The organism is Pedobacter sp. MC2016-24 (assembly GCF_015223055.1).
Classification (GTDB): domain Bacteria; phylum Bacteroidota; class Bacteroidia; order Sphingobacteriales; family Sphingobacteriaceae; genus Pedobacter.
Window position 1 is genome coordinate 503,684 of the sequence record NZ_JADFBX010000004.1, and the last position, 16,578, is coordinate 520,261.

Consider the following 16,578-nt stretch of genomic DNA (forward strand, 5'->3'; position numbering starts at 1 on the left):
GCAGAAGGACTAAATCAAGGTATTCAGATTGGATTCAATGTGGGCCCTTGCCATTTTCTGGAATTCTTCCGGAGTCTGTCCGGTCTGTTTTTTGAAAAACCTGCTGAAATATGGCCTATCGCTGAATCCTAAATCGTAAGCGATCTCCTTGATGGTAACCTCGCTATGGATGATCCTTCGCTTAGCTTCAAGAATAATCCGGTCATGGATGATCTGCGTACCAGTCTTGTCGAGTTTTTCCTTCAAAATCTGGTTAAGCCTTTTTGAACTTATTCCGAGTTTTCCTGCATAAAAATCAATATTAGTAACCGAATGGAAATTGCTTTCTAAGAGCATTAAGAACTCATAAACCCGTTTCTGATGAATGTCGTGGGAGGTAAATTCAAGCTCTTTGACAGATATCAGTTTTAGAAGGAGTACTTTTAGCAAAGCCTTCATCATGCCGTAATTGTTTTCCTTTTGATATTCATTTTCCATGATGCTATAAATACTTCCAAGTTCTTTGGATGCAGCCTCATCAAGTCTCAAACAGGAAAATTCGCCCTGAACATTAAAAATCCGGAACAGATCCAGCAGGAAATCTTTATCCTCCTCTTCCAGCATGGAACGCTTAAAGGAGATGAGCTCACCATTTTTGCCTGCTTTATTGAGCTGATGTACCCTATAGGGTGGAATGAGGTATACCCAATCTCCTTTGATCCGGCCTACCGGATCAAAGGAGATTGGGTATACCTCATTTTTTAACCATACGATCTCAAAGAAATCCTTTCTGCCCGGATCGTTCAGATAGCTCGGCGGACAGTTATCCAGGTTACGTATGTAGAGTACCGCCTTTTCAAGGCCCAGTGAATTTTCATCATTCATATTGCAAAGATATGTTGTTCCAATAATTCTGATTGGATAAATGGATAATTATGGTGGACAATTCGGAAATTAATAATTAATTGAGATCTAAATATGACTTTTCATCTACTCAATTTCCAGATAGTACCACTAAATGCGCTGTTTGTGTAACGATCAGACCCATGTCTGAGCCTACCTTTGGATAAGTAAAAATAACCATATGAACACAGAGGGAATAGCGCTTGAAAGCTTGGACTTTCAGCGAATGAATTGGGAGCTGCAGATGAATCTGGATTTAGTGCTTGAAGAAAATCTGAAGCTGGCAAAAAAGATAGATATCGAAAACCTCATCCCGCTAATCGACTCCATTCGGCACCTGGACAGGATCTTTTTGATAGCCGCGGGGAGGTCTGGCTTTGCGCTGAGGAGTGCAGCAATGCGTTTGATGCATCTTGGACTCACAGTCTTTTTTGTGGGCGACACCACCACCCCAGCAATCAAAAAAAATGACCTGCTTATTGTGGCCTCGGGATCCGGAACCACCGCATCAATGGTAAGGGCTGGGCAAATCGAAACAATATGCAGGTAGTCTGTTTGAGCAATTCCTGTTCCTTTTAATGGATGCGGTTTTCCAGTCGTTATGGAAAATGGACGGATCTCCGGCAGAAGTGCTTTGGGAACAACATGCAAACCTTGAATAATAATAGAATTAAATATCAAATTATAAATCATACAATCATGGCAAAATTACAAGTAGCAATAGATTTATTAACGACAGAAGAAGCATTGGCATTGGCAGCGAAAGTTGCTCCATATGTGGATATTATAGAATTGGGAACGCCTTTAATCAAAAATATGGGTTCAACGGTGATTACAGCGATGAAAAATGCACATCCGGATAAACTGGTGTTTGCAGATTTAAAAACTGCTGATGCAGGTGAGCTTGAAGCAGATATTGCTTTCAAAGCTGGAGCTGATTTAGTGACGGTAATGGGTGCGGCCGGAAATGCAACCATCATTGGCGCAGTTAAAGCAGCAAAGGCTCATGGTAAAGGTGTGGTCGTAGATACCATTGGTTATCCTGACCGCGTGAAAAGAGCGCAAGAGGTAACTGAATTGGGCATCGAATTTGTTGAGCTTCATGCAGGGCTGGATGAGCAATGGACTGCTGGTTACTCGATCTAGGTATTGATCGATGAGGCTGCGAGAGCTGGTGTACCGGTTTCCATTGCTGGTGGGGTAAATATCGATAACGTAGCAGCAGTAATCAAAGCTGGTGCTCAGGTAGCAGTTGTGGGCGCAGCAATTTACGGTGCTGAAGACCCGGCTGCAGCAGCCAAAGCACTTCGTGAGGCAATTGATGCCGCATAAGGTTTATTATAATCAAAAAAAGAGCTCTTTGGAGCTCTTTTTTTGATTGTCGTAGGTCTGTTGCAGTTGTTTTCCTGATCTCTACGATGATTTTTTCTTTCATTCGGACTTATCCAATTAAACTTTCAATATTTGCGAGGTAAACAAAAACCTTTCAGGTTGAATTGACTGCTTAGAAAAACGGGTATGGAGAATCTGCAAAAATTTATTCTGGTGTTGTTATATGGTAGCCTGATCCTGCAATCGTTCATTGTTTTGGTGAATCCAATGAACGTCAATAAAAAAGCCAATTTGTTTTTCGGCCTGTTTCTATTCTTCTGGTCTACCTATTGGATTTTAGACATACTCGCGATATGTATGCTGCCAGTCACCGAGCCCGCCGCTAAATTTGTTTATTTCCTGCAAATATTTACCCCCATCTTGCTGTATTCAAGTGTGGTACTTTTTATAAACCCGAATCGCAGGTTTAAAAAAGTCGATTTGTGCTGTTGTGTGATTCCACTTGTTTATTTGGTCTTGCTCCTGATTTTCTGGGACAATGAGGGTTATCGTAAATTGGCTTTGTTTATGAATATTTCTCAGAATTTGCTGTACCTGAGCTTCATCTATTATAAAATACGCAAGCACCAGAAAAGAATTGAAACCATATCCTCCAATACCGAGATCAACCTGCAATGGTTGATCAAGCTGACCTTCTTACTGTTGATCACCATTACGATTACCGTAGGCTATGAACTCTATAACATCTTCATCCAAAAAACTAAAGATAATTTTCTGATGGATCTGTTATTTCTTTTCATTGTATACATCACCACTTATTATACGTTGAGACAGAAAGAAATCTATCCGCTGGATGAACAGCAAAGAAAAGAGCTTTTAGCAGTTGAATTGGAAGAAGAAGTGGCCGGGGAAAAGAAAAAACTGCTAACGGATGTCGAATTTGAAGCATTTAAACAGAAGCTGCTTGTCCTTATGGAAACCGAAAAACCTTACCTGGATGGGGAATTGAACCTGATCAAACTGGCAAACCAAATGAGCATGAACCCACATCAGCTTTCTTACCTCATCAATAACGGTTTTAACGGAAACTTCTTCCAGTTTGTGAATAAATATAGAGTGGAACGCGCCAAAGCACTTTTATTGGATGAGCAAGAGAACAAGTTCTCTTTAGTTGGCATTGCCTATGAAGCTGGTTTCAATTCCAAAACCTCTTTTAACACGATTTTCAAAAAAGTAACCCATCAAACTCCTTCCGAGTTTCGAAAAAAGCATTCGACTTTATAAGTTCGAATACGTGATTTTGCCTAATTAGTTGATTTTTAGCAGTTAAAAATTCACTATAGAAAAGGGTTCGACTCTATAACCTGGAACTTTCAGGCCATTTGCAGCCCATATTTTTGTCTCAAACTTATTTTTATGGACAAGAATATCATCAGGCAAATGGTTCTGCATGAAGTTAGCAACAGGGCGGATGCATCTTTGTTTCTGGATCTGCCGAATCGGATTCACAGATCAAATTCGCAGTACATCCAACCTTTGAACAAGGACATAGCAGCTGTTTTTGACGAAAAGAAAAACAAATTCTTCCAACATGGTAAATGTTCGCGCTGGTTGCTTTTTGATGAAAATAAAACTGTAATAGGTAGAATTGCAGCTTTTATCAATCACAACTATGCGCAGGATCAGCCCACAGGAGGGATCGGTTTTTTCGAGTGCATTGACAATACCCATGCGGCAAATTTTATGTTCGATGAATGCAAGCGCTGGTTGCAACGAGAAGGAATGCAGGCGATGGACGGGCCAATTAATTTTGGAGAACGGGTCAATTGGTGGGGCTTATTGATGGAGGGTTTTGATGCGCCATTGTACGGGATGAACTATCATCCACCTTATTATCAGCGGTTGTTTGAGCAGTATGGCTTTAAAGTGTATTTTTATCAGGATTGTTATAGTATGAACCTGGCGCAGACACTTCCTGAAAAGTTTTATAGGATCAAAGATAAGATTGAATCTGATGATGGGTACCGGGTGATTCCATTTTGCAAGAGCAGGTTAGAACAGTTTGCTCTGGATTTTACCAGCATTTACAACAAGTCCTGGGAGATTCATGGAGAAGGAAAGACCATGGAAGAAAATGAAGCCATAAAATTGTTTAGCGAAATGAAGGCCGTTATCGATGAAAAAGCGATCTGGTTTGCTTACCATCATGATCAGCCTATTGCCTGTTGGCTGAACCTGCCGGATCTCAACTACCATTTTAAAGCACTAAAGGGAAAATTTAGCCTGGTTCACATATTGAGATTTTTATGGTTGAAGAAATTTCGGCCAAATCCTAAGTTGGTGGGTATTTTGTTCGGCGTCATTCCTGAATACCAAACCAAGGGAATAGATGCCTTTATGGTGGTCAGTGCACTATCCGTTCTTAAATCTCAAACCCAATATAGCCATTATGAAATGCAGTGGATTGGGGACTTCAATCCTAAGATGATCAATTTCGCCAAAAATATGGGCGCAGCACGGACGCGTCGGCTAGCGACTTACCGTTATCTGTTTGATCAGAACCAGATCTTTCACAGACACAGAATGCTCGGATAAATTTTTTCTAACACTCAAAATGCGAACTGAAAAATGAAAAATCTAATATTAACAATTACACTCGCCTTGTTGGCCACATCAGGAGCACAGGCACAATTAAACGATTCTCTGGTAGCTTGTAGCAGAAACATCAGCTTGCTGGTGGTCAGAAAAGATAAGGCTAACTTTTCACCTGTTGGAAAGGCTGATTTTATGGAGGATGTTGATTATTTCATATTATCACTACGGTTCTGATGTTGTAATCGTTAATTTCAATGATGTCGTATAAGAAAAGTTTTATTACGCACCCCCCCAAAACTAAAATTTAGTTGTCTATAGATTTAGGATCTGTAATTGATCAATAAAAAAGAAAAACAAAGACAATTATGAAAACGACAATTTTCGTCATTCTGGCGCTATGTAATGTAGCTTCACTTAATGCCCAGCAAATGATTATTCAAACTCCTGAAGTACGTACTTTAAGAGAAATGAACGACCCTGTCAAACTGCAGCAAAAGTTAAGGGATTTAGGGGACGCTGGAACAGAAATGGATTATGCTACTTTATATACATACTATCAAGTTACGAATCCTCGATTAGCGGATTCAGTGGCACTTGTTGCAATAAGCAAATACCCGAAGGGCTATGTCGCCCTAAATAGAGCATCCAGAAAACTGATGGTAGAGGACCTTGCTCAACAGGAAAAAGCATTAGAGGAGATGAGGAAGGAGTTTCCCCATCAAGACTTAAGTGTTTTTTATATGCGTACCGTGAGAAGCTTTTTGGAAAAGAAAAATGCTGGAGGCGCACTTAAATACCTAAAACTCACCACAGGGAAAACAAAGTCGGAGGCTTTACCGTATGTGATTGGCAGCGCTTTAATGCTCGATGCAAACGCAACATCTGCATATTTGGATAGTGAGTTGCAACAGACCAAATATTCTGAAGCCGAAAGGATGGATTTGTTGTATCTGCAAAGTCAGGTATTGAGTAAAATTGGTAATCACCAGAAAGCGTTTCAATCTATCCAAACGTATTATGATTATACTTTAAGAAAGTCACCGCAATTGACGGCGTTTTATTATCAGTTGATGAGTAGGGCTGGGAGATCCGCGGAGGCATTTTCATATTTAGAGGCCGCGTTTCTTCAAAACGTAGGCGGTGAAGTACTAAAAGAAGAATTAATTGCTGCTTATAAAAATATCAATCCTGGTAAAGATGTAAGTTTATATATCACAGGTTTAAATAAAAAGCTGAATGACAGCAAAGTGCATGAGTTGGAAAAGGAAATGATTAGTGAAAAAGCGCCGGAATTCTCGGTGCTGGATGCGAATGGAAGAAAAGTGTCCTTGACAGATTTTAAGGGTAAGACGATTGTATTGGACTTCTGGGCAACATGGTGTGGCCCGTGTAAAAGGGCATTACCTGGCATGCAGGCAACAGTAGAGAAATATAAGGATGATCCTGAAGTTAAGTTCTTATTTATCCATACGTGGGAAAAGAAAAGTAAGGAAGTAGATCCGACGGCTGCAGCCAAAAAATATTTTGAAACCAATAATTACGGCAACTTACCACTGTATATGGATTTGGAAGATGTCAATAAAGTGAACCCTGCGGTCAGTGCATTTAAAGTTACAGGCATTCCAGCTAAGTTCGTGATCGACGGTAAGGGTAACATTCGCTTTAAAAAGGAAGGTGCAGGAACAGATATAGGCGAAACAGTTTTTGAACTTTCTGCGATGATTGAATTGGCTAAACGCGGCATAGAAAAATAGAATCAACTCTGCTGCATGCTCGGAGATCATTGTATTACGAATACCTTTCTTCCTAAATAAAAATATAATTTTCCCGCACATGCGAAATTTGTATATTTGAATAAACTGGAAGAATAAATGGCTAGAAAGACATATCAGGGAGCATCCAATGACAAGGGCCGGTCAATCCAAAAACTTATAGATGCTGTTGGAACGATCATTAAGTCTAAGGGTTACACAGGATTGACCGCAACCAATATTGCCAGTGCTGCCGGATTAAACAGGAAGCTGATTACCCTTTATTTTGGTACAGTAGAGCACCTGATTGAGACCTATGTCCGGGGCAAAGATTATTGGCTGGCCGCTTCGGGAGCAGCAGCTGGACTGATTAAAGACAACAAAGGGGAAAATACAAAAGAGATCTTAGAAGATCTGTTGCATAACCAGCTGGAACATCTTTTCAGTGATCAGGAAATGCAAAAAATAATCCTTTGGCAGATCAGTGAAAGCACCAGAATAATGAAAGAAGTCTCTGAAGAAAGAGAAGTGCTTAGCCAACACTTTTTTGCCCGTTCTGATCAGGAACTGAAGGGAAAAGACATTGATCTCAGGGCGGTATCGGCATTGTTGGTTGCAGGTATTTATTACCTGGTACTCCATGCCAAATCAACCGATACGCTGTTCTGCGAAATTGATCTTAAAACGACCGGGGGAATGGTCAGGATAAAGAAAGCAATCAGTTTAATATTAAACAATACCTATAACAATTAACCGACAGACGAATAAAACAAGTATATATGAAAAAGTCAGTCAAATATCTTTTGAGCTTAACAGTTTTAAAGAAGTAAGGAATACATTCATCAAGCCTTTCAAAAGGCTGATTTTAGAAAACAACCACTAAACACATCAGCTACAAAATAGAAAATCGATTTAAAATTTAGAAACAGACATGAAACTTTTACCTTGCTCATCATTTCATTATTTACGTTTAACATTAGCTTTAAGCCTCTTTTCACTAATCACTATATCCTGTAAAAAAGAAAAGCAGTTGGAGATCAAAGACCTGAAATTCGGTTTATATACCTATTACGTACCTAAAGGAAACGAAATATCATTGTACATCCAAAGCGGAAACCAAAAATATGCTGTTAAAGCAGCGGATCAAAGCCTGATCGAAACAACTGTTAAGGATACGGACTGGCCGGCGGGATACATTTACGTTAAAGGGCTAAAAAAAGGAAGCACACAAGTTACGGTTAAAGATGAAGTGAGCGGACAGGAAGCGCTCCTGAATATCCATGTAGTAGACCCCTTTTTTGTGATGAAAGTTACCGATCTTATCCCTGGAATACTTGGACCAAAATCTTTAAGCAATTTCAATTCAATCAGGGAAAAATTGAAGACCGAACCTAAGTATAACTCCGATTTCTTTAGAAATGGTGAAATTGTGATCTTGCGTCGCAATCCAGAACAGCAATTCCTGGTTTTCAGAAATGAAGGGGATTTAGAGAAAGGTGTCATATACAAATCCGGAAACTACAATCTGGATCTTACGGGCAACAGTTCCAGCAAATTGGCATTTACCTTTGATGACAGCAATAAAACAATCGAATTTCTGATCCATCCCGAAACCACGAGCTATTCGATACTGCTTGATTTCTCAAAAAACAAGCTTGCGGGACCTGCACAATTCAATCCTCAAAACCCTTATCCCTATGTCTACCTGGCTAAGGATTTCACAAAGGAGTTTCAGGTAACCGATCCAGATCTTGAACGTGTGGAATTAAGTCAGGGAATGTCTACCTACCCATACTTTCTTCCAATGAAGATCGCTGAAGGCATTTTGAAATAGTATAGGTCATTGATTTGGCAATAAAAAAACAGCATAAGGGACATATGCTGTTTTTTTATTGCTAAAGTTACGAACCATATCAAACTAAAAATAATGAGCATCGTGTTGATTGTCATTTTTTTTGGTGATTTTGGTCATGGGTTATGCAAAAGATATTCATAAACTTTGTTATAGAATATTATCCATTTTTATAATAGACTAGGAAAATTACAGTCATGAAAATGGATGGTCGGAAGAAAAGTATGAGGTCTTTACATCAGGCTATGGGTAATTACCTTCCAAATATACCAGCAGAATAAGGCATTTGAACGCTATCGCCCTGACCACAGCTGAATGCAAAAAAGTCGGACAAAAAACGTAAAATCTTAAAATAAATAGTGATGAAAAAGATATTGATCCCGACCGATTTTTCATCGTCGGCAAAAAATGCAGCACATTACGCTATGCACCTGGCTAAGGAGATGAAAAATGACCTCAAGTTGGTCAATGCGATGATGATTCCAGTTGAAGTGCCTGTTGCCGGGCATGTATCGGCTTCGCTGATTTCTTTTGATGCGCTGGAGGAAGAGGTTGAAGGAGAGTTGGAGCGCATCGCAGAAAAAATGATGTATTTGGACGGTTTTGAAACACCAGAGCATACTTTCCACCCTTTTGTGGAATATGTAAAGGGAGTTGGGCCGGTAGCTGAGGTTGTTAACAGAAACGCAGCCCATGCTGATGTGAGCTTAGTGGTCATGGGAACTGCTGATGATGGTAAGATCAGCAGATTTTTATTTGGTAGTACTACGCATAGTGTGATCGAGGGGGCTACTTTTCCGCTGTTATTTATCCCCTCGCAGTGTCGATTTGAAGGTCTTCATAAAATTGCTTTTGCTACAGATTTGAGTGAAGCGGATGTCGCTATTATCCATGTGCTGGCTGGCTTTGCAAAAACTTTCAATGCCGAGATTTTAATCGTTCATATCTGTGAAAAAAATCAGCGAAATGTGGTCGAAAATCAGCTGGAGATCGATTCCTTTTTAAATGAAGTGACTAGTAAGGTAAACTATCATAAAATATATTACCATCATGTTCTGGGAACTGATGTGAATGATGGACTGGACTGGCTTGCAGCGCATGGACAGATCCAAATGCTGGTTATGGTACACCGTAACCATGGCCTGCTTCATAAAGTCTTTAAAGGAAGTTATACCCAGCGTATGAAAAGGCGTATTGACATTCCTTTATTTGTATTTCCATCAGGGTATACCGCAAATCCTTTTAGCTAGTCTCTACACCAGATTAAATCACCTGCGAAATAAAAGGGGGTGCATTGGTCATTTATGAAGACTTGTATCATATGGATGAACGTCTCGAAATGGCGTTATATGGATTGGAATTAACAGAAAAAACAAAACCATGAAAAAAATAATCGTTGCCACAGACTTCTCGCCCGCAGCTGAAAACGCCGCCCGCTATGCTTTGCACCTGGCTTACCATTTACAGGTTAATGTAGAATTACTTCATGCATTTGAAATTCCATTGATCTCCTCAAAGTTGACTGGATTTGATGGATCTGTTGAGCAATACCAGGAACTCAAAAGTGCAAAATTTAATCAGCTAAACGATTTGGTGGCTGAATTGGATCAGCAAGGTCGTGAGGCTAGACCAGAACTTCCCTGGATTCCGCAAATTACATATCGTTGTGAGGAAGGTGAGGTGTTTCAACTTATCGCTGAACAAAAGTCAAAAAAAGATATGCTCCTTCTAACGGTGGGCACTTCCAGTATTGACGGGGTAAATCGTTTCCTTTTTGGAAGTAAGGTTCGCCGGGCTATTGATCAAACTGGGCTTCCTGTATTAGTCGTACCCCCTCTGGCCGATTTTGCTCCAATCCGTAGAATTGCTTTTGCAGCGGATTTTGGGACAAATGATTTAGAATTACTTCATGCACTTTCTGGCTTGGCAAGGTCATTTAACGCAGAGATTTTAATTGCACATGTAACTAAAGGAAATGCTGTACCCTTAGCCCGTCAAAAAAAAATCGATACTTTTTTAAAGGACGTGACCGCAAAAGCCAATTATCCAAAGATATATTACAGGCATCTTAGTGGAATGAATGTGGAACAAGGATTAACCTGGTTAGTTGAACATGGCAATATAGATTTATTGGTTATGGTACACAGGCCGCATGACTTGTTTGATCAAATCTTTAAGGGAAGTCATACCATGAAGATAGTCGATCGTACAACGCTACCAACGCTTATTTTTACAGATTCAGTTTCCCTCGCTGGTTTTATGAGTGGTTGCTTGTAAAGGACATGGAACTGTTTGGAATTAAAGGGTTAAACCCAGAAGAAGTTCTGACTGCCAGAAAAAATTATGGCCTTAATAAACTTATAATTTCAAGTCATCCAGGCTGGATTCAGGCGGTTTTAAGCATATTTAAAGAACCGATGGTCATCTTGCTGTTGGTTACCTCTATGATTTATTTCATTGGTGGAAACCGTGGAGATGGACTTTTTCTTGCCATGGCTATTGTAGTGGTTTCTGCTATTTCCCTGTTCCAGGAATCCAGAAGCAAGAATGCATTAGCCCAGCTTAAGGAATTGACCGAGCCAAAGTGCAAGGTGATTCGGGCTGGGCTTGTGAAAGAAATCAAAACTGAAGAACTCGTTATCGGCGACTGCCTGATGGTAGAAGAAGGAACATCTGCCGCTGCTGATGGAAAAATCATCCACTCCAACGACTTCTCCATTAACGAGTCCATCCTCACCGGAGAGTCTTTAGCGGTATCTAAAGATAAACTAGCGGATGATCCTTTTATTTATCAGGGTACGACTGCCGTTAGCGGATTAGCTATAGCGGAAGTCACCGCAATTGGCAACCAAACTAAATTGGGTAAAATAGGCCAGAGCCTGGAGGATATTAAAGAAGAGAAAACACCGTTGGAATCACAAATCAATAATTTTGTTAAGAAAATGGTGATTGCAGGACTTATTATTTTCCTTCTGGTCTGGGCCATTAATTATTTTCATACCTATTTATTTAAAGATAGTCTTTTAAAGGCATTGACACTGGCCATGAGTATTTTGCCGGAGGAAATTCCTGTTGCATTTACGACTTTTATAGCCTTAGGAGCCTGGAAAATGATGAAGATGGGGATTGTAGTGAAAAACATGAAGACTGTAGAAACACTGGGGAGCGCTACGGTAATTTGCACGGATAAAACTGGTACACTTACACAAAATAGAATGAGCATTGCCGAGGTTTATACCATGTCATCAAATCAGGTATTCAAAGTAGAAGAAGCATTTGGTTCTAAGGAAAAAGAACTTCTTTCCACAGCAATGTGGGCAAGTGAGCCCATTCCATTTGATCCGATGGAAATTGCCCTCCATCAAGCTTACTCAAAAGTTGAACCTAATGATGAAAGGCCTGCGTTCCATATGCATCATGAATATCCACTTGGCGGTAAGCCGCCTATGATGACACATGTTTTTGAGAACCAGCAAGGAAAGCGAATTATTGCAGCAAAAGGAGCACCTGAGGCCCTGATACGGGTTTCTAAGCTAAGTAATCAGGAAAAAGAAAACCTTACAGAGGTAATGACTTCCATGGCTACACAGGGTTATCGGATTCTGGGGGTTGCTGAAGCCTTTTTTAAGGGAGCTGATTTTCCACTTGTACAGCAAGACTTCAAATTCAGCTTTAAAGGCCTTATCGCTTTCTATGATCCACCGAAGCTTAATATATCAACTGTCCTGGAAAAATTTTATGCTGCAGGCATCCAGGTAAAAATTGTGACAGGGGATAACGTTTTAACAACAACCTCAATCGCCAAGGAAATTGGATTTAAAGGTTTTGATAAAAGCATAACAGGGGATGAATTAATGCAACTATCTGACAAGGATTTGGCATCCAGTGTTTCGGAAATACAACTATTTGCAAGGATGTTTCCAGAAGCAAAATTGAGGATTATTAATGCGCTCAAAGCCAAAAACGAAGTGGTCGCGATGACTGGGGATGGGGTTAATGATGGCCCTGCACTTAAAGCAGCGCATATAGGCATAGCCATGGGGAAAAAAGGAACAGAAATTGCAAAACAGGCTGCTTCTCTCATTTTAATTGAAGATGACCTCTCCAAAATGGTTGATGCGGTGGCGATGGGTAGAAGAATTTACAGTAATTTAAAGAAAGCGATCCGATATATCATTTCCATTCATATTCCTATTATATTAACTGTTTTTGTTCCTCTGGCCCTGGGCTGGACTTATCCCAATATCCTGTCGCCCGTACATATTATTTTTTTAGAATTGATTATGGGGCCAACATGTTCAATTATTTACGAAAATGAGCCTATGGAAAAAGATTTAATGATTCAAAAACCAAGACCTTTTACGACCACTTTTTTTAATTTAAACGAGTTACTCAACAGTGTTGTGCAAGGTCTGGTAATTGCTGTAGGAGTCCTGCTGGTTTACCAATATGCAGTTGGGGAACAATATGATGTTTTCAGGACCAGGACAATGGTTTTTACCAGCCTAATCTCAGCAAATGTTTTTCTCACCTTGGTTAACCGATCTTTTCATTATAGTCTATTTACCACATTGAAATATAAAAATAACCTGGTTACGTTAATGCTTGGGATTACGGTACTGCTGCTTATCCTGCTTTTATATGTAGACCCTTTAACTTCATTTTTTGAGTTTAAGTCACTAAGCAGGGATCAGCTGATGATCAGTTCTGGAGTCGGCTTTCTTTCGGTCATTTGGTACGAGTTCTTCAAATGGATTCGCACCAGACGTTCTGGTGTAGGGTGTTGACTGTCATTATTTTGAGTGATCTTGATCATCCTTTAATCCGGTCTTTTTGTGAACTTTGTTTAGTGAAATTTTTATGGGGTGAACGGCTTAAATCCAAACAAAATGAAAAAGATTTTAATACCAACTGATTTCTCAGTACCCGCTGAAAATGCTGCACGCTATGGTATTGAACTTGCTAAAATCTTAAAAGCGGATGTGTTGATTTGTAATGCATTCAAAGTTCCTGCTGAGGCGCCAATGGCTGCACAAGTGGCCTGGCCATTAATGGACTATGTAACCATTAAAAAAGGAGTTACCGGGGATTTGGATAACATGGTTAACAAATTATCAGATCCATCCTGCGATATTGATGGGACAGACTATTGTCCGCAAATTAGCTATCAAAGTGATGCCGGTATCTTTAAGGGTAGTCATACCCAGAAACTATCCAGACATACAGAAATTCCGCTATTGGTCTTTCCCCCAGATGAACAGGTCATTTTGTAGCTTTTGTTTAGGCGGTATTTTAAGAAGCTCATCATTTTGAAAGGAAAATAATAACATTTAATATCAAACACCATGTCAAATTCAATTAAAACAAATAGGCCAGTTGAGTTTCCAACCATGTTGGACTATTTCTGGGATTTAGATGACCTTTCTGACCGGTCAAAAAATATGCAGCCAGCTGTTAATGTGCGTGATTTGCCCAGGAAATATGAGTTGAAGATTGCTGTTCCAGGGTTTAAAAGGAAAGATCTTAGAATAAGTATTGAAGATGGGCAGCTGAGTATCATTGGCGAAAGCAATGCCGAAGAAAATAAAGATGGTGAGACCTTTAGCCGAAGGGAGTTTGCATGTTCTTCAGTGTGCGGCATTTTTAAGTTACCTGATGACATCAATGAAGACAAGATCAGTGCTAAGTATAAAAGAGGAATTCTAACCATTAAATTGAAAAAACCAGTGAATGGTTCGGAGTTAAAACAAAAAGTCAGGGTTGACTAAAGGATATAGAAATTGCCCATCATATCATTAATTATGAAATTAACAGCCAACAAAGTTTTGGTTCATGATGGGTTCTCGTCTGGATCTGGGTAGGGTCTGGGTGGGGTCTGGCTCGTAACAAAAGGATACCAAACAGGAGTTACATAGGAGTTTCCTAGGACTCGGCTAGGACTAGAGTCCTATAACACGCGAAGAAAGTCAAAGTTTTACCCAACTGTAAGACCTATGGTTACCAAACCAGACCAAAAGGATGCGCAATAGTCCTAGAACTGCAGTGCTTATCAACAACAACTGATAAATCGAAATAGCAAACAGGTGCACAAATTTATGATTTGGTATCGTGGTTTTGCGGGGTTAATTCCTGGGGCTCCAGTCCGGGTTTAGCATAGGATAAGCGGCCGATCAGTTGAGGAAGAAAATAGCTGTCTAAACCTGCTACGGTCATTGTTCCGGCCTTTATGTGGTCAACATTACCATCTTTTTCGATCAGGGAATCATCAGTTAGTATATGAATAATTTCTCCGATCACGATCGTTGTTCCGTTAATTTCCATATCAATGATTTCTGCTGCTTCCAGTCCAATCCGGATGGTAGATTGAGCAACAAAAGGTGCCTTAAATCCATTTATGTAGTGTTTTTTGAATCCACATTTGTCAAACTCCGAAATGCCAGAAGGATAGCTCGCGCTGGTTTGATGTGCTTGTTTGTACCATTGGGGCAATACGTTGTTTAAAGTATATTGTCCGGTTTTCCTGATGTTGTTAAGGGTGTCGTTATGTTCTCGCTCAGGCCTGATCACTATGCCCAGCAGGGGCGGGTTTGCACCCAGGTGAAAAGCAGAACTGATTAAACTCAGATTACTTATGCCATCATGACTGATGGTCCCCAATAGGTTGAGGGATTTATAGCCAACTAAACTATTGATCAAGCTGATTCTGTAATGTTTCTCCATCTCAGAAATCTGACTACTTTTGATTGTTATCATCTTAGTTTGACTTTAATTTTCCTAAACCTCCATCTATACCGATGATCTGTCCCGTTAGCCAGCCCGATTCATCGCTTAGCAGGAAGGCTATAGCCGAACTGATATCTTCGGGTAAGCCATACCTGCCCAGCGGGTGCCTTTTATTAGCCGATTCTTTTCGGTCGCTGGTATTCAACAAGTTTTGCGCAAGTGGTGTGTCGGTGAGTGAAGGTGCCACTACATTGACGCGGATTTGGCTGGGTGCAAGTTCGGATGCGAGTGAAAGCGCCATGCTTTCAACAGCCCCCTTTGCTGCAGCTATACTGGCATGAAAACTCATGCCTGAACGTGCTGCTACGGAACTGACGAGCACTACCGAGGACGTTTTTGCTGCTTTAAGTGCTTTCATGGCCTGCTGGATAACCTTAGCTGCGCCCAGGACATTGATCCTGTAGTCTTTGAGGAAATCATCTTCGGTTAAGCGGGTAAATGGCTTCAGCGTGATGCTCCCGACTGAATACACCAAGCCATGCAATTGCTCAGGAAGAAAGCTTGAGATGGTACTGACCTCCTCAAGGATATCTAAGCTTAGGTGTATGACACCTTCCGGCCAATCGGCATTCGGTGTTCTGGAGATGTTGTATACGGTTGCTCCGTTGAAAATAAGGACTCTGACCAGCGAAAGGCCGATCCCTGAACTCCCACCAGCTACTAATATGTTTTTGCCTTCAAAATTCATCATCCTATGTGTTTTAAAAAATCATTTTTTACCTCAGCCTCTAAAAAACGGCCACAGTATTCTGCTGTTAATGTACTGCTACTGATGTCTTTTATGCCGCGGCTGGATACGCAATGGTGATTCGCATCAACAATAACGGCAACGTCTTCTGTTCCCAGTGATTCTTTGATCATGTTGGCGATCTGTTTGGTTAGTCTTTCCTGTATTTGGGGGCGTTGTGAGCAGTATTGTACGATTCGGTTCAATTTGGACAAACCGATGACTTGCCCGTTGCTGAAATAAGCCACATGCGCTTTACCTACAATCGGAACAAAATGATGCTCACAGTTGCTGTAAACACTGATGTTTCTTTCTACAAGCATCTGGTTATAGCTAAATGGATTTTTGAATAGGGTTGCCACTGGCTTATTGGCTGGATTAAGACCGCTGAATATTTCCTTGACATACATTTTTGCCACTCTTTTTGGGGTATCCTTCAGACTCTCATCTTTCAGGTCAAGACCAAGGGTATGCATGATCGCAGCAAAATGTTTTTGTATCAATTCAATTTTAGTATCCTCATCCAGTTCAAATGCATCAACACGCATTGGTGTGTCGTAGGACGGGACCTGCACTTGGGATTCAAGGTCGGTTATGAGTTGGTTGTTATTCGTGTTCATTGAAGTTTTAGGTTAACAGTTCTACATCTTGCTTGG

At 40.4% G+C, this 16,578-nt stretch carries 16 protein-coding genes and 1 pseudogene; 13 read left to right on the forward strand and 4 right to left on the reverse strand.

The genetic code is table 11. The features are described from left to right. Nucleotides 1-9: 9 nt before the first annotated feature. Entirely contained in the window at nucleotides 10-864 is an 855-nt protein-coding gene (locus IM797_RS13085; RefSeq protein WP_194127573.1) for an AraC family transcriptional regulator, read from the reverse strand. Between the two features lie 199 nt (nucleotides 865-1,063). Between IM797_RS13085 and IM797_RS13090 the strand changes: the two genes are divergently transcribed. The 13 genes and pseudogenes from IM797_RS13090 (at nucleotide 1,064) to IM797_RS13150 (ending at nucleotide 14,180) form a co-directional block, all read left to right on the forward strand. Continuing rightward, the gene (locus IM797_RS13090) at nucleotides 1,064-1,432 is read left to right on the forward strand and encodes an SIS domain-containing protein (protein ID WP_228098835.1); all 369 of its coding nucleotides are present in this window, start codon (nucleotides 1,064-1,066) and stop codon (nucleotides 1,430-1,432) included. A 149-nt stretch (nucleotides 1,433-1,581) separates the two neighbouring features. After that, a pseudogene (hxlA, locus tag IM797_RS13095) lies at nucleotides 1,582-2,214 on the forward strand (3-hexulose-6-phosphate synthase). 186 nt (nucleotides 2,215-2,400) lie between these two features. Next, on the forward strand, nucleotides 2,401-3,498 hold the full coding sequence (locus tag IM797_RS13100) for an AraC family transcriptional regulator (RefSeq protein WP_194127574.1): 1,098 nt from the start codon (nucleotides 2,401-2,403) through the stop codon (nucleotides 3,496-3,498). A 132-nt stretch (nucleotides 3,499-3,630) separates the two neighbouring features. Continuing rightward, entirely contained in the window at nucleotides 3,631-4,809 is a 1,179-nt protein-coding gene (locus IM797_RS13105; RefSeq protein WP_228098838.1) for a hypothetical protein, read from the forward strand. Between the two features lie 33 nt (nucleotides 4,810-4,842). After that, the gene (locus IM797_RS13110) at nucleotides 4,843-5,043 is read left to right on the forward strand and encodes a hypothetical protein (protein WP_194127575.1); all 201 of its coding nucleotides are present in this window, start codon (nucleotides 4,843-4,845) and stop codon (nucleotides 5,041-5,043) included. Nucleotides 5,044-5,174: 131 nt separating this feature from the next. Continuing rightward, nucleotides 5,175-6,563 (forward strand): TlpA disulfide reductase family protein, encoded by a 1,389-nt coding sequence (locus IM797_RS13115; RefSeq protein WP_194127576.1) that lies wholly within the window; start codon nucleotides 5,175-5,177, stop codon nucleotides 6,561-6,563. Between the two features lie 117 nt (nucleotides 6,564-6,680). Beyond that, nucleotides 6,681-7,313 (forward strand): TetR/AcrR family transcriptional regulator, encoded by a 633-nt coding sequence (locus IM797_RS13120; RefSeq protein WP_194127577.1) that lies wholly within the window; start codon nucleotides 6,681-6,683, stop codon nucleotides 7,311-7,313. A 178-nt stretch (nucleotides 7,314-7,491) separates the two neighbouring features. After that, entirely contained in the window at nucleotides 7,492-8,394 is a 903-nt protein-coding gene (locus IM797_RS13125) for a hypothetical protein (RefSeq protein WP_194127578.1), read from the forward strand. 380 nt (nucleotides 8,395-8,774) lie between these two features. Further along, nucleotides 8,775-9,662, forward strand: coding sequence for a universal stress protein (locus IM797_RS13130; protein ID WP_194127579.1), 888 nt, complete (start codon nucleotides 8,775-8,777; stop codon nucleotides 9,660-9,662). A 130-nt stretch (nucleotides 9,663-9,792) separates the two neighbouring features. Further along, nucleotides 9,793-10,689, forward strand: a complete 897-nt coding sequence (locus IM797_RS13135) for a universal stress protein (protein ID WP_194127580.1) — start codon at nucleotides 9,793-9,795, stop codon at nucleotides 10,687-10,689. A gap of 5 nt (nucleotides 10,690-10,694) precedes the next feature. Continuing rightward, nucleotides 10,695-13,199: a cation-translocating P-type ATPase gene (locus IM797_RS13140; protein ID WP_194127581.1), complete on the forward strand. Its 2,505-nt coding sequence runs from the start codon at nucleotides 10,695-10,697 to the stop codon at nucleotides 13,197-13,199. Between the two features lie 102 nt (nucleotides 13,200-13,301). Then, complete coding sequence (locus tag IM797_RS13145; RefSeq protein ID WP_194127582.1) at nucleotides 13,302-13,685, forward strand: universal stress protein; 384 nt, start codon at nucleotides 13,302-13,304, stop codon at nucleotides 13,683-13,685. Nucleotides 13,686-13,757: 72 nt separating this feature from the next. Continuing rightward, complete coding sequence (locus tag IM797_RS13150) at nucleotides 13,758-14,180, forward strand: Hsp20/alpha crystallin family protein (RefSeq protein WP_194127583.1); 423 nt, start codon at nucleotides 13,758-13,760, stop codon at nucleotides 14,178-14,180. A 325-nt stretch (nucleotides 14,181-14,505) separates the two neighbouring features. Here IM797_RS13150 and IM797_RS13155 read toward each other — a convergent pair whose 3' ends face one another. From IM797_RS13155 to folE, 3 genes are read right to left on the reverse strand one after another with little or no spacing between them, the layout of a single operon-like run. Next, nucleotides 14,506-15,165 (reverse strand): flavin reductase family protein, encoded by a 660-nt coding sequence (locus tag IM797_RS13155; RefSeq protein WP_194127584.1) that lies wholly within the window; start codon nucleotides 15,163-15,165, stop codon nucleotides 14,506-14,508. Between the two features lies 1 nt (nucleotide 15,166). Further along, nucleotides 15,167-15,886, reverse strand: a complete 720-nt coding sequence (locus IM797_RS13160) for an SDR family NAD(P)-dependent oxidoreductase (RefSeq protein ID WP_228098839.1) — start codon at nucleotides 15,884-15,886, stop codon at nucleotides 15,167-15,169. Continuing rightward, nucleotides 15,883-16,542, reverse strand: a complete 660-nt coding sequence (folE, locus tag IM797_RS13165) for a GTP cyclohydrolase I FolE (protein ID WP_194127585.1) — start codon at nucleotides 16,540-16,542, stop codon at nucleotides 15,883-15,885. The genes IM797_RS13160 and folE overlap by 4 nt, the downstream gene beginning before the upstream one ends. Between the last annotated feature and the right edge of the window lie 36 nt (nucleotides 16,543-16,578).

Coding starts and splice junctions, on each gene's coding strand:
- IM797_RS13085 (WP_194127573.1), bottom strand. CDS start 864: ATGAATGATGAAAATTCACTGGGCCTTGAAAAGGCGGTACTCTACATA.
- IM797_RS13090 (WP_228098835.1), top strand. CDS start 1,064: ATGAACACAGAGGGAATAGCGCTTGAAAGCTTGGACTTTCAGCGAATG.
- IM797_RS13100 (WP_194127574.1), top strand. CDS start 2,401: ATGGAGAATCTGCAAAAATTTATTCTGGTGTTGTTATATGGTAGCCTG.
- IM797_RS13105 (WP_228098838.1), top strand. CDS start 3,631: ATGGACAAGAATATCATCAGGCAAATGGTTCTGCATGAAGTTAGCAAC.
- IM797_RS13110 (WP_194127575.1), top strand. CDS start 4,843: ATGAAAAATCTAATATTAACAATTACACTCGCCTTGTTGGCCACATCA.
- IM797_RS13115 (WP_194127576.1), top strand. CDS start 5,175: ATGAAAACGACAATTTTCGTCATTCTGGCGCTATGTAATGTAGCTTCA.
- IM797_RS13120 (WP_194127577.1), top strand. CDS start 6,681: ATGGCTAGAAAGACATATCAGGGAGCATCCAATGACAAGGGCCGGTCA.
- IM797_RS13125 (WP_194127578.1), top strand. CDS start 7,492: ATGAAACTTTTACCTTGCTCATCATTTCATTATTTACGTTTAACATTA.
- IM797_RS13130 (WP_194127579.1), top strand. CDS start 8,775: ATGAAAAAGATATTGATCCCGACCGATTTTTCATCGTCGGCAAAAAAT.
- IM797_RS13135 (WP_194127580.1), top strand. CDS start 9,793: ATGAAAAAAATAATCGTTGCCACAGACTTCTCGCCCGCAGCTGAAAAC.
- IM797_RS13140 (WP_194127581.1), top strand. CDS start 10,695: ATGGAACTGTTTGGAATTAAAGGGTTAAACCCAGAAGAAGTTCTGACT.
- IM797_RS13145 (WP_194127582.1), top strand. CDS start 13,302: ATGAAAAAGATTTTAATACCAACTGATTTCTCAGTACCCGCTGAAAAT.
- IM797_RS13150 (WP_194127583.1), top strand. CDS start 13,758: ATGTCAAATTCAATTAAAACAAATAGGCCAGTTGAGTTTCCAACCATG.
- IM797_RS13155 (WP_194127584.1), bottom strand. CDS start 15,165: ATGATAACAATCAAAAGTAGTCAGATTTCTGAGATGGAGAAACATTAC.
- IM797_RS13160 (WP_228098839.1), bottom strand. CDS start 15,886: ATGATGAATTTTGAAGGCAAAAACATATTAGTAGCTGGTGGGAGTTCA.
- folE (WP_194127585.1), bottom strand. CDS start 16,542: ATGAACACGAATAACAACCAACTCATAACCGACCTTGAATCCCAAGTG.